This is a genomic window from Butyricimonas faecihominis (assembly GCF_033096445.1).
Taxonomy (GTDB): domain Bacteria; phylum Bacteroidota; class Bacteroidia; order Bacteroidales; family Marinifilaceae; genus Butyricimonas; species Butyricimonas faecihominis.
This window is the reverse complement of sequence record NZ_AP028155.1, coordinates 3,492,988-3,507,828: the sequence shown is the minus strand read 5'-3', so window position 1 is coordinate 3,507,828 and position 14,841 is coordinate 3,492,988. Positions and strand designations below refer to the sequence as shown.

Sequence of the window (14,841 nt, the reverse complement as noted above, 5' to 3'; positions counted from 1 at the left end):
ACTAAAAGCTCGGAACTATATCTCAAGAATTCAAATTATTTTCGGCGACTTGATAGTTGATATACCTTTTTCTCATCCAGCGGTAAGCAAAACAATCCTTAAAGGGCCCAATCAAGCGATTGACCAGATTATACTTAGACTTCCCGGCAATACGGGGAAAATGACGAACCGGAACCTGTTTCACTTGTCCTTCCTGCAATTGAATCAAAGCCGGTAGGAAACGGTGCATCCCCGTAAAGAAAGGAATTCTTTTGGCGTAATCCGTCCTTAAAACCTTCAGTGGACAACCTGTATCTTCAACCCCGTCATGCGTCATCATCCGGCGGAATCCATTCGCAATACGAGAAGACATATTCTTGACAAAACTATCTTTCCGTCCGGTACGGATGCCCATGACCATCTCGTATTGGTCTACGAACTCCAACAATTTATTAAAATCCTGTGGAGTAGTCTGGAGGTCTGCATCAATGTAGCCTACCCATTTTGAAAAACTATTATCAATTCCGGCTTTCATGGCAGCACTCAGTCCCCCGTTTCGAGCCAGATTTAAAAAGAAAAATGCCTCATTACGCTCACAAACTTCCCGAATCAAACGTTCGCTATCATCTTTCGAACCGTCATTCACGAATAACACGCAAGAAGACACCTTCGCATCCTTTAAAAACTCTCCCAATTCTTTCTCTAACCTTAAGATATTCCCTTCCTCGTTATACACTGGAACAATGATAGTTAATTGATAGTTCGCGGTCTTATTCATCTGCCGAAAAATTTATATTATGAATTTAAATTATAGTTATAACAAAAATCACTAGCTTTGTTGTTACGTTTTTACGTGCAGGAACAACGTTTTTTTTTCTGGTTTTTGTTATAAAATTTAAACGAACAAAGATATGCAATATAACCGAATTTTGTTAAAACTCAGTGGAGAATCTTTAATGGGCGAGCAAAAATATGGTATTGACACTCGGTGTCTGGAAAGCTATGCCCGTCAAATTCATGAAATCGCAGAGATGGGAATCCAGATCGGAATCGTCATCGGAGGTGGAAATATTTTTAGAGGACTGAGTGGCACAAATAAAGGTTTTGACCGGGTAAAAGGGGACAGCATGGGTATGTTGGCAACCGTGATCAATAGTTTGGCTTTAAGCTCCGCCTTGGACAACGAAGGCTGTAAGAACAAAGTACTAACTGCCATTCGCATGGAACCTATCGGGGAATTTTACTCGAAAGCCAAAGCCATGGAATATTTAAAATCCGGACACGTAACGATTATCAGCGGGGGTACCGGAAATCCTTACTTCACGACAGACACTGCCAGTAGCTTACGGGCAATCGAAATCGAGGCAGACGCCATGTTTAAAGGTACCCGCGTGGACGGAATCTACACGGCAGACCCGGAAAAGGACCCGACGGCAACGAAATTTGATAAAATCACGTATGATGAAATATACAACCGGGGACTTAAAGTCATGGACTTGACGGCAACAACCATGTGTAAAGAAAATCATTTACCGATTATCGTGTTCAACATGGATCAGCCGGGTAACCTTAAAAAGGTCATTCTGGGAGAAAACATCGGAACAATCGTGTACTAATTGAAAATGGAGAATTAAGAAAACAAATTCCCCAATTGTTTTCAATAACTAATCATGAGTGAGGAAAAAAGAAATATACTAAACACTATAAATTCTCCCGATGATTTGAAAAAGGTCCCGGAAGACGACCTGATTCAATTATGCAAGGAGCTGCGTGAGAAAATCATTGACGAGTGTTCGGAACACCCGGGGCATTTTGGTGCCGGACTGGGAGTTGTCGAATTGACGGTGGCATTACACTACGTGTTTGATGCTCCTTACGATAATATTGTATGGGACGTCGGACACCAAGCCTACCCTCATAAGATTCTGACCGGGAGACGGGATAATTTCTCTACCAACCGGCAATATAAAGGTCTCAGTGGTTTCCCGAAAAGAAGTGAAAGTAAATACGACGCTTTCGGAACGGGACATTCCTCGACCTCTATTTCTGCCGCTTTAGGTATGGCTGTTGCAGCCAAAATGAACGGAGAGGAAGACCGCCAGTCGGTTGCCATCATCGGAGACGGTGCCATGACCGGGGGATTGGCTTTTGAAGGCTTGAATAATGCCGGAATAAACAACTCCAACTTGCTGGTTATTCTAAATGACAACAACATGGCTATCGACCCGAATGTAGGCGGGATGAACGAGTATTTGCTGGACATCACGACTTCAAAGACCTACAACAAGCTCAAGGATGACATCTGGCACATTCTCGGCCGGATTAACAAGATCAGTCCGGGCGCCCGGAACTTTATCCAGAAAATAGATAATAGCATCAAATCACTCGTATTACGTCAAAGTAACCTGTTCGAAGCTCTCGGTTTCCGGTACTTCGGTCCCGTGGACGGCCACGACGTGAACCACCTTATCAAGGTGCTGAGAGATTTGAAAGATATAAAAGGTCCTAAACTTTTGCATTGTATCACGGTAAAAGGAAAAGGATTCAAACAAGCGGAAATAGACCAGACAACTTGGCACGCCCCCGGAAAGTTCAACAAGGAAACCGGAGAACTGATCAAAGAGAATAAACCTAACACGCCTCCTAAATTTCAGGACGTGTTCGGAAATACCATTTTGGAACTGGCACACACCAATTCCAAGATCGTGGGAATCACCCCCGCCATGCCCAGTGGATGCTCCTTGAATATCATGATGAAAGAGATGCCTGACCGCTGTTTTGACGTGGGTATCGCAGAACAACACGCCGTGACGTTCTCCGCCGGACTTGCGGCACAGGGGTACGTCCCGTTCTGTAACATCTACTCTTCATTCATGCAGCGAGCCTATGATCAAGTGATTCATGACGTGGCCCTTCAGAAACTGAACGTGGTTTTCTGCCTTGACCGGGGCGGACTGGTAGGAGCCGACGGATCAACACATCACGGGGCTTTCGACCTAGCAAGTTTCCGTTGCATCCCGAACATGACAATCGCCTCTCCTTTAAACGAAGAGGAATTACGTGACATGATGTACACGGCTCAATTGCCGGATCAAGGACCATTCTCTATTCGCTACCCGCGGGGTAACGGGACCATGGTTGACTGGCACACCCCGTTCAAAGAATTAACCATCGGTAAAGGCCGTTGCCTGATTGAGGGAAACGATATTGCCATTCTTTCCATCGGAGCCATCGGGAATGAGGCGTTGAAAGCCATACAAAAAACGACAGATCGTTCCGTAGCCTTCTACGATATGAGATTCCTCAAACCACTGGATGAAGAATTACTTCACGGGGTATTCCATAAATTCAAAAAAATCATTACCTTGGAAGACGGAACAATTGTTGGTGGGTTAGGTAGTGCGGTGATTGAATTTATGGCGGACCACGGCTATTCAGCAAAAATTGTGCGACTGGGTATTCCCGATCATTTCGTGGAACACGGAACACAACAACAACTTTACCATGAATGTGGATATGATTGTGAATCCATTTATCAAACAATCTGTTCCATATAAACAACAGCGACTTGACTATGAAAGAAGAGGCTTTATTACCAGACGTAAGCGAATGTATCAGTAAATTCAAGCTGACATTTAAAAACGTGACGGACTCGGAAATCGAGGCCCTGTTCGTGGATAATGCCATCAAATTCTATAAAAAAGGAGAATATATTTACAACGAAGGAGCCCGTATTAAAGGATGCTATTTCCTTTTCTCGGGTATCGTGAAAATTTTCCAGACCGGAGTAGCCGGAAAAGATCAGATCATCCGTTTCGGAAAAGAAGGTGACATTTTCGGATTCCGCTCGGTCATTCGTAACGAGGCCGCCTGTACTTCCGTGGAAACGATGTCCGATTGCATCCTGTGTTACATTCCCAATGCATCTTTGATGCACATGATCACCCACAGTCCCAGCTTTGCCTACGAGATGATGCAGATTGCCTGTAAAGAACTGGGTGACGCGAATCGATATATCCGGGAAATCGCACAAAAATCGGTGAAAGCCCGGTTGGCAGAAATCCTGTTATTGATCGCGTCCGATTTCGGGGTAGAAGAAGACGGGACTTTAAAACTTAACGTTACCCGGGAAGATTTAAGTAACTTCGTGGGAACCGCAACAGAGACGCTAATTCGCCTACTTTCTGATTTAAAGAACGAAGGACTGGTTGAAGTGAAGGGGAGGAAAATTAAATTATTAAATCGAGACAAATTAAAAAAAATGGCAGATTGAATTAAAATCACTCAATATGTCTATATTTGTACAGGATAAATTTAAACTCAAATAACTTATGCCACAGATCTCAGAAAAAGGAATGGCGATGCCTTCTTCGCCCATCCGCAAACTCGTTCCGTTCGCGGACAAAGCTAAAGAAAGAGGTATCAAAGTATACCACTTGAACATCGGACAACCGGACATCCAGACTCCCGATGTTGCATTGCAGGCATTAAAAACCTGTAACGAAAAAGTGATTGAATACACTCACTCTGCAGGAAATATCTCTTACAGAAAAAAACTAGCCAAATATTACCAGAACATCGGTATCAATATCGATGAAAATAACATCATGATCACGACCGGAGGCTCTGAGGCCATCACGATCGCTTTCATGTCTACATTAAACCCGGGTGACGAAATTATTATCCCCGAACCATTCTACGCGAACTACACGGCTTTCGCCTTGATGTGCGGTGTAAAGGTAAAAACCGTTACTTCTTCTATCGAGAATAACTTTGCCCTGCCCCCGATCAGCGAAATCGAGAAAGTGATCACTCCCCACACGAAAGGAATCGTGATCGTGAACCCGAATAACCCGACAGGCTATTTATATTCCAAGGAAGAACTGGAGCAACTAGCTGTAATCGTGAAGAAACACGATTTGTATCTGTACGCAGACGAGGTATATCGTGAATTCTGTTATGACGGTTACAAACATTTCTCTACCATGCAATTGGCAGGTATCGAGCAAAACGTGATTTTGTTGGATTCCGTGTCAAAGAGATATAGCGAATGTGGATTGCGCGTCGGTGCTTTGGTTACCCGCAACAAAGAGGTTATGGCGGCTGCCTTGAAATTCGGAATGGCCCGTCTGTGCGCCCCGGCAATCGGACAGATTGTTGCCGAAGCATCACTGGACACCCCGGCCGAATATTTCGAAAGCGTGTACAACGAATATATCGAAAGACGTGATTTCATGGTAGAGGCCCTGAACAAAATGCCGGGAGTTGTTTGCCCGAAACCCAGAGGAGCTTTCTACGCCGTAGTAAAACTTCCCGTGGATGATGCCGATACTTTCGCAAAATGGTTACTGGAAGAGTTTGAATACAACAAACAAACCGTGATGGTCGCTCCGGCCAGCGGATTCTATTCAACCCCGGGACTTGGGAAAGATGAAGTTCGTATCGCTTACGTACTCAAAATCGAGGAATTGAAAGGTGCCATGGAAACATTAGCCAAAGCACTCGAAGTATATCCCGGAAGAGTATAACACAGCTGCAAGCTAAAAAATCCTGTGATTTAGTCATTGACCTTGATATCAAGAATGACTAAATCACAATTTTTTTATCCATATCCCAATGGATAATCCATATAAACTAGGGCTTTCTCCCCTCATTTTCAATTGTCAATTTTCAATTGTCAAATTTCTTATCTATCTTTGCTTCGTGATTTCTAATAACTAAAATTACGACATGACTTCGGATTCCCAATTTAACGCAATCAGACCCTATATCGGAGAAGAAATTCCGGCCGCCGTAGAGCGCCTGAGCCAAGCAGAAGAATTTCTGACACTTTTCTCCCAAATGACAAGGGTTGATAAAAGCAAAATACAAGAACAATTACAAGGCATCACGAGCAGAGAGCAATTTCAAGCTCAATTCTTTGGCCCGACGATTCAACGGTTGATCGCCGGAACGACCAAAGGAGTTACTGCCACCGGATTGGAATATATCGAGAAAGACAAGAGTTACCTTTTCGTATCCAACCACCGGGACATCATTTTGGATTCGGCCATACTTAACGTGCTACTGTGTGAACGAGGATGCCACTACTGCGAGGCAGCTATCGGGAGTAATTTATTAATCAATAAATGGGTTACCGACCTGGTTAAATTGGATGCTTGTTTCATCATTGAACGCGGATTACCGGTAAGAGACATGATTACCAGTGCCAACCTACGTTCTCATTATTTACGGGATGTCATTTATGAAAATAAAGATTCTGTCTGGATCGCGCAAAAAGAAGGACGTACCAAAAATGGGGACGACCGGACACAACATAGTCTGTTGAAAATGTTCCGTATGAGCGGTCCCAAAGATTTCGTGGAAAACTTTAAAGAACTCCGGGTTGTTCCGGTTTCAATTTCCTACGAATGGGAACCTTGTGACGATCTGAAAACAGACGAATTGTACCAAAAGACCGTGGGCGAATACGTAAAAACCCCGGCAGCCGATATGCGAAGTATGCAACAAGGCTTATCCGGATTCAAAGGGCGGGTACATTTTGCCATCACCCCTCCCATCGATCATGAACTAATCGAGATCGACGAGCAAGCCAACAACGGAGACCGGATTGCGGAACTAGCCGCATTCATGGATGCTCGCATCCAAGGGAACTTCAAATTGTGGCCGAATAACTATATCGCCTACGATTTACTTCACAGCACGAATAAATTCGCGTCCAAATACAATGACGAGGAAAAAGAAAACTTTATCCGTGTCATGGCTGAAAAATTGGAAAAATTAGAAGGTAATCGTTCTATCTTGAATAATATCTTCCTTGAAATTTATGCCAACCCGGTTAAAAACTCAATTGAACACAATTATTCATCACCAGTATGCGAATAGCCAGATACTTATTAATTTTAGCCGCGTTCTTGATCATGATTTCCAGCGTACTCAGCATGTATCATGGTGGAGACCGCACGGCGGTATATGTAAACGTGGGAGCCATGGCTTCTCTAGCCGTAGCCGTTGGTATTCTGAATTTCAAAAACCCGCCTAAAAATAGAAGGTAATGTATAAGTTCAAGCGCAACATATACTTGGAAGATCGCACGATTGAAATGTGGTTTGGACTGACTAGTAAAAGTCGGGATCGGCATAGTAATTTTACCCTGTACCTTCTTACCGAAGGGCCGGACAGCCCGTTCAGTTACGCGGAACAAATCAAGAGTGGCATAAACTCCAAAAGTGAGGCGGAACGTTATGCCATTAAATATGCCAAAGACCTGTTGCATCAATTACTGGAACAGGAAAAAACAGCGAAAGACACGGAACCTTCTGCAGACGAGGATTCCGATTTCGACGAAAATCAGAAAACAAACGAACAGGCATAATATTCAAAATCAATAAACAATGGATAGAAAAGTACGAGTAAGATTTGCTCCCAGTCCTACCGGAGCCCTCCATCTAGGAGGTGTGAGAACAGCTCTTTTCAATTATTTATTTGCCCGTCATCACGGGGGAGATTTTTTATTACGAATTGAAGACACGGATCAAACCCGCTACGTGCCGGGTGCCGAAGAATATATTATCGAATCATTAAAATGGTGCGGCCTCACCGTCGATGAAGGTGTCGGCGTGGGAGGTGAATACGGCCCCTATCGTCAAAGCGAGCGGAAACCGCTTTACAAACAATACGCCCTACAGCTCGTGGAATCAGGGAATGCTTACTATTCTTTTGACACCGCGGAAGAACTTAACGCACAACGGGCAGCCTGCGAGTCAAAAGGCGAAACATTCATGTACAACGCCATCAGCCGGAAGAACATGAAGAACTCGCTAACCATGAGTACCGAAGAAGTGAAGACATTGTTGGATAGCGGGGCAAACTACGTGATTCGTTTCAAAATGCCTGAAAACGAGGATCTCTATTTACAAGACATTATCCGGGGTGAAGTACATTTCAACACCTCGTTACTTGATGATAAAGTTTTATTCAAGGCCGACGGGATGCCTACCTATCATCTGGCAAACATCGTTGACGACCACTTGATGAAAATATCCCACGTGATCCGCGGAGAAGAATGGTTACCCTCTCTCCCGCTACACGTGTTATTATACCGCGCTTTCGGTTGGGAAGATACCATGCCGGAGTTCGCTCACTTGCCGCTAATTCTGAAACCCGTGGGTAACGGAAAGTTAAGCAAACGTGACGGAAATAAAATGGGATTCCCGGTATTCCCGATGGAATTTACCGATCCCGAAACAGGAGAAAAATGGCACGGGTATAAAGAAGACGGTTACCTGCCGGAAGCCTTTATCAACATGCTGGCTCTACTGGGATGGAATCCCGGAACAGAGCAAGAAATCTTCACGTTACAGGAATTGTGCGATCAATTCTCGCTGGAACGCGTGAATAAATCCGGGGCTCGCTTTAATCCGGACAAGGCTAAATGGTTTAATCACAAATATCTCGTACAAAAAAGTGACGCGGAACTGGCCGTTCAGTTAAACGAATTCCTAGTAAAGGACGGGATTTCCTATGACATGGCGAAATTGGAAAAGATTTGCCGTCTTTTGAAAGAAAGAGCCAATTTTGTCGCGGACATCTACAACTCATCCCAGTACTTCTACCATGCCCCTCAGGCTTACGATGAGAAAGGCGTGAAGAAAAGCTGGAAAGAAGAAACTCCGGTACTTATGCAGGAGTTGATTGAGGTACTGGAAAAAGTGGCCGATTTCACCTCTCCAAACACGGAAGAGGCCGTGAAAGAGTGGGTTTCCGGAAAAGAAATCGGATTCGGAAAAATCATGAATCCTTTCCGGTTGGCTATTATCGGTTCTGCCGACGGCCCGCATATGTTTGATATTATCGAAATTCTAGGAAAAGAAGAAACTTTAACACGTCTTCACCGTATTATATCAACACTGAAATAACTCTGAAGACAATAACACAGAAAGTCAGAAAAGATCCACAGACCCTTTCTGGCTTTTTTGTCTACACGAAATAAACGATGGAACTATCTTGGGATAACGTATTACTTGCTTTTGCCCTCACCTTATTCGCCGGATTATCAACCGGTATCGGGAGTGCTATTGCCTTCCTCACCAAAAAAACTAACAAGAAATTCCTGTCCCTCTCCCTCGGATTCAGCGCAGGAGTGATGATTTATGTCTCATTCGTGGAAATATTCCCCACGGCCCAAGAGGCTTTGCGAGAAAACTACTCCGAGAAAATAGCCGATGTTATCGTGGCCATTTCATTCTTTTCAGGGATGGGTCTGATTGCTATCATTGATAAACTCATTCCCTCGTATGAGAATCCGCACGAGGTGAAATCCGTGGAAAGCATGGAAGCCAAGCAACCGCATGACAAGAAGTTAATGCGTATGGGAATATTCTCGGCTCTCGCTATCGGGATTCACAATTTCCCGGAAGGATTAGCGACATTCATTGCCGGGCTATCGAACCCCGAAATTGCCTACCCGATTGCCTTTGCCATCGCCATACACAATATCCCGGAAGGAATTGCCGTATCTGTTCCTATTTTCTTTGCTACCGGAAGTCGTAAGAAAGCATTCAAGCTATCCTTCCTCTCCGGCTTATCGGAACCCTTAGGAGCAATTATCGGGTTCTTCCTCATCTACACTTTTATCGGAATCAATTCTGTTATCCTAGGCGTCCTATTCGCACTCGTGGCAGGCATCATGGTTTTTATCTCACTGGATGAACTTTTGCCCACCGCCAAAGAATACGGGGCGCATCATCTATCCATTTACGGACTGGTGGCAGGTATGGCGCTGATGGCTTTCAGCTTGTTACTTTTCTAAGATATTAGCTAGCCCTTGTCTACCGATAGACCGGGACAAGAAGACAACAACTTCATAGCATGAACATAGCAAGAACACTGGAGATTGTACTTGCTATGTTCATGCCATGTAAATGCTTGGTACTTGTCTTAGCCCATCCCTAGCTTACCCCCGGGGCAGACATAGACAAGCGGGTGGATATAACCTCTCCCAATTAGTATTTATTCCGATGCACCCGTTGCAGGTCAAACTTATCTTTCGCTTTCTGTGGGCCATCCGGGTAACCTATCGGAATCACGCAAAGAGGCACGATATTTTCCGGTAATCCCGTATTCTGGCGTACAACATCAATCCGATCCTCGTAAGGATAAGCTGCCGTCCACACGGCACCAAGTCCCAATGCCTCCGCGGCCAACAATACATTCTGTGTTGCCGCAGAGCAATCCAGATACCAGTAAGAAGAACGTGTCGTATCCCCACAGACAACAATAGCCAACGGGGCATTTGTCAACATTTTAGCATAAGGCAATTTCGCTGCCATCGAATCAAGAGCCTCCCGATCCGTCACGACCACAAACTCCCACGGACGTCTGTCCATGCCGGAAGGAGCCGCCATACCGGCTTTCACCATGGCATCGATCTTATCTTCCTCCACACTCTTATTCAAATACTTCCGAACACTTTTCCGTTCAGCTATATTTTCCAAAACAGCCTTTGACTTCAAAGTCGTTTCATCTTGTTTCTGATCTCCCATACACGATGTTTTTAAAATTACAATTGCTAATACTACGACAAGCAACAGGTAAAAGGTATTCCATTTCTTCATTTTCTTTCAATATTAATATAAAATTCATTCCCCCGAAGATACGAAAAAATGCTCTCCCCCTTATTTTTGAATTTATATAAAAAACATTTTTATTTGTAAACCGTATACTGGATTAAGGTTTGAATGAATTATTTTGGCTAACTTTTTGTTGACAAAAAGAGTGAAGAGAGGGCTAGAAACAAACCATTTGACGCGTGACAATATAAACGAACACAAGTTATACACTATAATAACTATCAAATGAAAGCAGAAAAATATGTACTCGCACTAGACCAAGGAACAACCTCTTCCCGGGCCGTGCTATTCAATCATGATGGCAATATTATTGCCATGGCTCAAAAACCGATCGAACAACATTATCCTCATCCCGCTTGGGTGGAACATGATCCGAATGAGATCTGGTACTCGCAATCATCCGTTGCGGCTGAGGCTGTTGCCAAAGCAAACCTTACAGGACTTGACATTGCTTGTATCGGGATCACGAATCAACGTGAAACCACCATCGTGTGGGATCGGGAGACGTCCCTTCCCGTTTATCGTGCCATCGTGTGGCAAGACCGACGTACAGCCGATATTTGCCGGGAATTACAAGAAAACGGATATACCGATATGATCCGGGAGAAAACGGGTTTGATCATTGACGCCTATTTCTCCGCCACCAAAATCAAATGGATTCTCGACAATATCGAAGGAGTACGGGAAAGAGCCGAAAAAGGAAAACTATGTTTCGGAACCGTTGATAGCTGGCTAGTCTGGAAATTCACTCACGGACGAGTACACGTTACCGATGTCAGCAACGCATCGCGTACCATGCTTTTCAACATACATACCCAGAAATGGGATAAAGAACTTCTTGATCTGTTCAACATCCCGGAATCCATGTTACCGGAAGTAAAGAGTAGTAGTGAAATTTACTCAGAAACCGCAACAACCTTATTCTCAACGAAGATTCCAATTTCAGGAATCGCGGGAGACCAACAAGCGGCTCTATTCGGTCAACTCTGTATTGAACCGGGTATGACAAAAACTACCTATGGGACAGGATGTTTCATGGTGATGAACACCGGAAACGAGGTGGTCACTTCCGAGAACAACTTGCTGAGTACGATTGCTTGGAAGATCGGGAACTCCGTTACTTATGCCCTCGAAGGAAGCGTTTTCGTGGGAGGTGCCGCCATACAATGGCTACGTGATGGAATCAATTTGATCCAAAGTGCAAGCCAAAGTGAAACGCTGGCGACGTCTGTACCGGATAACGGCGGAGTCTACTTCGTCCCTGCCCTCACGGGTATGGGAGCCCCTTACTGGGACCAATACGCCCGTGGAGCCATGCTGGGCCTCACGAGAGGAACAACTCCCGCGCACATTACCCGGGCCACCCTTGAAGGCATTGCTTTCCAAGTCTACGACATTCTGAAAGCTATGGAACATGACACGAAACGAACCTCTCCGGAGATGCGAGTAGATGGTGGAGCAGTGGCCAATAACTTCCTAATGCAATTCCAAAGTGACATTTGCCGAGAAACCGTGATCCGTCCGAAGATTCTTGAAACAACAGCTCTGGGAGCCGCATATCTGGCCGGACTGGCCACCGGCTACTGGCGGGACACGGACGAATTACGCCAACAATGGAGTATCGATCGGGAATTTACCCCTATTGATACAGAGGAACACGTGAACGCCATGCTCCACAAGTGGCATAAGGCCGTCGAACGTGCAAGAGCATGGGAAGAACTGGGTGAAGAATAATACTTTTAGTTTTTAACTTTAAACTTTTAGCTCATCATGTCACCTTTTATCGCAGAGCTACTTGGAACAATGGTCATGATCCTTTTGGGAGATGGCGTAGTAGCCAACGTCGTGCTTAAGAAAACCAAAGGATTCCAAGCCGGATGGATCACCATCACCACGGCTTGGGCGCTCGCCGTATTTACAGGAGTTGTGATCGCCGGCCCTTACAGCGGCGCACATCTGAATCCTGCCATCACGATAGGTTTTGCCATCGCCGAGAAATTCCCGTGGGCCAGCGTGGGGCCTTACATCATCGCCCAAATGCTAGGTGCTGCACTGGGGGCTTTTCTGGTATGGATCATCTATTACGATCATTTTAAAGCCACGGAAGATACCGGAGCCAAACTGGGAGTATTCTGCACCGCTCCTGAAATTCGCCATAATATCGTGAATTTCGGATGCGAGCTGATTGCCACCTTCGTGCTTATGTTCTCAGTCTTCTACATTACCGGGGCTGAACTCATGTCAGACGTGGACTCAACCACCCCGATCGGGCTCGGTTCTATCGGGGCCATTCCCGTATCGTTCATTGTTTGGGTCATCGGTCTTTCCCTAGGGGGAGTCACCGGCTACGCCATCAATCCCGCCCGGGACCTCGGACCGAGAATCATGCATGCCATCCTACCCATTCCGGGCAAAGGCAATAGTGGCTGGGATTACGCGTGGATTCCCATCGTCGGACCATTAGCGGGATCGCTTGTTGCAGCACTTCTGTATATCAGTTTATAAAGTTACAAGGTTCATAAAGTTTATAACGTACAAAATACTAAAACTTTATGGACCTTATTCTATTGGGGGACTGTCTGACAAGTCTATTTGAAACAACTACCCCCTCTAACTATTCAGATCCTCCTCCACTAGATCTTCGGGATCCATCGAACCATAGCGTTCTGCAATCTGATCAAACACCCCCCACAACTCTTCAATAGTAGGAGCTTGTAACATTTGAATCCGCAAGTCCCGGAAATGAGGCAAGCCTTTAAACATACAGGCCATGTGTCGCCGCATGTGAAACAAACCTCTCACCTCATCCAACCATTCCATGGACAACAGAATCTGTTCCTTGATGATCTCTATCTGGGCCGGAACCGACAATTCCGGTAATATCTCTCCCGTGGCCAAATAATGCTTGATTTGCTCGAAAATCCAAGGTTTCCCGATCGTGGCACGCCCGATCATCACCCCGTCAACACCATAACGTTCAAAAGCCTCTTTCACCTTCTGTGGTGAATCTATATCCCCGTTCCCGATAATCGGGATCTTAATACGAGGATTTTGTTTTACCCGGGCAATCGGTTCCCAATCCGCTTCTCCTTTATACATTTGCGAACGGGTCCGCCCGTGAATAGCCAACGCACTGATCCCGACATCCTGCAAGCGTTCCGCCACGTCATCAATGATAATATTCTCGCAATCCCATCCCAAACGGGTCTTTGCCGTCACCGGAATCTTCACCGCCTGCACGATCTGTTTAGCCATCTCCACCATTAAAGGAACATCCCGGAGCATTCCTGCCCCTGCCCCTTTCGCGGCCACCCGTTTCACCGGACAACCAAAATTTATATCTATAAAATCGGGCTGAACCTCTTCAACTATTTTTGCCGCCTCGACCATGGAATCAATAAACCGCCCGTAAATTTGTATCGTCACCGGACGTTCATTCTCTTCTATCGTCAACTTCTTAACCGTCTTGTTAATAGAACGCACCAACGCATCCGCCGACACAAACTCCGAATAGAGCCAGTCGGCCCCGTAGCGTTTACAGAATTTCCGGAAAGGGGGATTGGTAACCTCTTCCATCGGGGCCAGAATCAACGGCCGATCTCCTACATCTTTTCCTCCGACAATCATCTTCAATTAAATAAGTTTTGCCACAAAAATAATAATTTCTATCTTTAACTCACGAAATAAAGAGAATGGATATGTCGATACTTAAAATTATACTTATCGGGATCCTCTGTCTGGCTCCGGAAAAAGACGGTTGGGTGAGAATAAACGGGGATAACTACATCTCGTTCTCGTTCCCCAGTCGCGGAGAACGCTTTAAGAAAGAGGTAAATAACATGCGGTCATGGATATTCCAGACCAAAAATATTACCTGCGTGTTCGGAGCCGTTTGTACCCAGCTCACCAAAGAGAAAGGCGTGCTGGACGAGTACACGATCAACCAGCTATACATATCCATGAAAAAAGAATCTGTCTCCATGCCCACGGCAAAACTCACCGGGGAGAAAAGGATTCCCGACGTGGACATGGACATCCGGGAAATATCATACACCATCATGAAAGACGAGGAAGAAATGACGTATTTCAAACGATTTATCTTCCGGGACAATTGCATGTACCAACTCACGATAGGCGGGAAAACTGAAGACTTGGAAGAACTCGAAAGCCAGAGAGACAAGTTTTTCAACTCGGTCAAATTTGATCAAAACACGCGTAAATAAACAGCTTA

General features: G+C 45.2%; 15 protein-coding genes. 12 read left to right on the top strand and 3 right to left on the bottom strand.

The features are described 5' to 3' along the window. Positions 1 to 22: 22 nt before the first annotated feature. The gene (locus R8806_RS14480; RefSeq protein WP_124315885.1) at positions 23 to 757 is read right to left on the bottom strand and encodes a glycosyltransferase; all 735 of its coding nucleotides are present in this window, start codon (positions 755 to 757) and stop codon (positions 23 to 25) included. 133 nt (positions 758 to 890) lie between these two features. Here R8806_RS14480 and pyrH point away from each other — a divergent pair, with 133 nt between their 5' ends. From pyrH to zupT, 9 genes are all read left to right on the top strand, one after another. Further along, a complete protein-coding gene (pyrH, locus tag R8806_RS14475) occupies positions 891 to 1,595 on the top strand; it encodes a UMP kinase (protein ID WP_087419207.1) in 705 nt (234 codons plus the stop codon). Positions 1,596 to 1,649: 54 nt separating this feature from the next. Beyond that, positions 1,650 to 3,536: a 1-deoxy-D-xylulose-5-phosphate synthase gene (gene dxs, locus R8806_RS14470; RefSeq protein WP_124315884.1), complete on the top strand. Its 1,887-nt coding sequence runs from the start codon at positions 1,650 to 1,652 to the stop codon at positions 3,534 to 3,536. 17 nt (positions 3,537 to 3,553) lie between these two features. Next, on the top strand, positions 3,554 to 4,252 hold the full coding sequence (locus tag R8806_RS14465) for a Crp/Fnr family transcriptional regulator (RefSeq protein ID WP_087419209.1): 699 nt from the start codon (positions 3,554 to 3,556) through the stop codon (positions 4,250 to 4,252). Positions 4,253 to 4,310: 58 nt separating this feature from the next. Further along, positions 4,311 to 5,507 carry a pyridoxal phosphate-dependent aminotransferase gene (locus R8806_RS14460; protein WP_124315883.1) on the top strand — a complete coding sequence of 399 codons (1,197 nt, stop codon included), beginning with the start codon at positions 4,311 to 4,313 and terminating at the stop codon, positions 5,505 to 5,507. Positions 5,508 to 5,709: 202 nt separating this feature from the next. Next, on the top strand, positions 5,710 to 6,864 hold the full coding sequence (locus R8806_RS14455) for a 1-acyl-sn-glycerol-3-phosphate acyltransferase (RefSeq protein WP_124315882.1): 1,155 nt from the start codon (positions 5,710 to 5,712) through the stop codon (positions 6,862 to 6,864). Beyond that, positions 6,855 to 7,034 carry a hypothetical protein gene (locus R8806_RS14450; protein ID WP_027200763.1) on the top strand — a complete coding sequence of 60 codons (180 nt, stop codon included), beginning with the start codon at positions 6,855 to 6,857 and terminating at the stop codon, positions 7,032 to 7,034. The genes R8806_RS14455 and R8806_RS14450 overlap by 10 nt, the downstream gene beginning before the upstream one ends. Next, positions 7,034 to 7,354, top strand: coding sequence for a hypothetical protein (locus R8806_RS14445; RefSeq protein ID WP_124315881.1), 321 nt, complete (start codon positions 7,034 to 7,036; stop codon positions 7,352 to 7,354). The genes R8806_RS14450 and R8806_RS14445 overlap by 1 nt, the downstream gene beginning before the upstream one ends. Before the next feature lie 19 nt (positions 7,355 to 7,373). Beyond that, positions 7,374 to 8,897, top strand: coding sequence for a glutamate--tRNA ligase (gltX, locus tag R8806_RS14440; protein WP_124315880.1), 1,524 nt, complete (start codon positions 7,374 to 7,376; stop codon positions 8,895 to 8,897). A 77-nt stretch (positions 8,898 to 8,974) separates the two neighbouring features. Further along, complete coding sequence (gene zupT, locus R8806_RS14435; RefSeq protein WP_124315879.1) at positions 8,975 to 9,790, top strand: zinc transporter ZupT; 816 nt, start codon at positions 8,975 to 8,977, stop codon at positions 9,788 to 9,790. A gap of 193 nt (positions 9,791 to 9,983) precedes the next feature. Here the strand turns inward: zupT and R8806_RS14430 are convergent, their stop codons facing one another. Beyond that, positions 9,984 to 10,595, bottom strand: a complete 612-nt coding sequence (locus R8806_RS14430) for a nitroreductase family protein (protein ID WP_124315878.1) — start codon at positions 10,593 to 10,595, stop codon at positions 9,984 to 9,986. Between the two features lie 240 nt (positions 10,596 to 10,835). Here R8806_RS14430 and glpK point away from each other — a divergent pair, with 240 nt between their 5' ends. Together glpK and R8806_RS14420 are read left to right on the top strand one after the other, a co-directional pair. Next, positions 10,836 to 12,344, top strand: a complete 1,509-nt coding sequence (gene glpK / locus R8806_RS14425; RefSeq protein ID WP_124315877.1) for a glycerol kinase GlpK — start codon at positions 10,836 to 10,838, stop codon at positions 12,342 to 12,344. Between the two features lie 36 nt (positions 12,345 to 12,380). Then, positions 12,381 to 13,115: an MIP/aquaporin family protein gene (locus tag R8806_RS14420; protein ID WP_087419217.1), complete on the top strand. Its 735-nt coding sequence runs from the start codon at positions 12,381 to 12,383 to the stop codon at positions 13,113 to 13,115. A gap of 105 nt (positions 13,116 to 13,220) precedes the next feature. Here the strand turns inward: R8806_RS14420 and dusB are convergent, their stop codons facing one another. Further along, complete coding sequence (gene dusB, locus R8806_RS14415; protein ID WP_124315890.1) at positions 13,221 to 14,237, bottom strand: tRNA dihydrouridine synthase DusB; 1,017 nt, start codon at positions 14,235 to 14,237, stop codon at positions 13,221 to 13,223. Positions 14,238 to 14,308: 71 nt separating this feature from the next. Between dusB and R8806_RS14410 the strand changes: the two genes are divergently transcribed. Further along, positions 14,309 to 14,833 carry a hypothetical protein gene (locus R8806_RS14410; protein WP_124315876.1) on the top strand — a complete coding sequence of 175 codons (525 nt, stop codon included), beginning with the start codon at positions 14,309 to 14,311 and terminating at the stop codon, positions 14,831 to 14,833. The last annotated feature ends 8 nt before the right edge of the window (positions 14,834 to 14,841 follow it).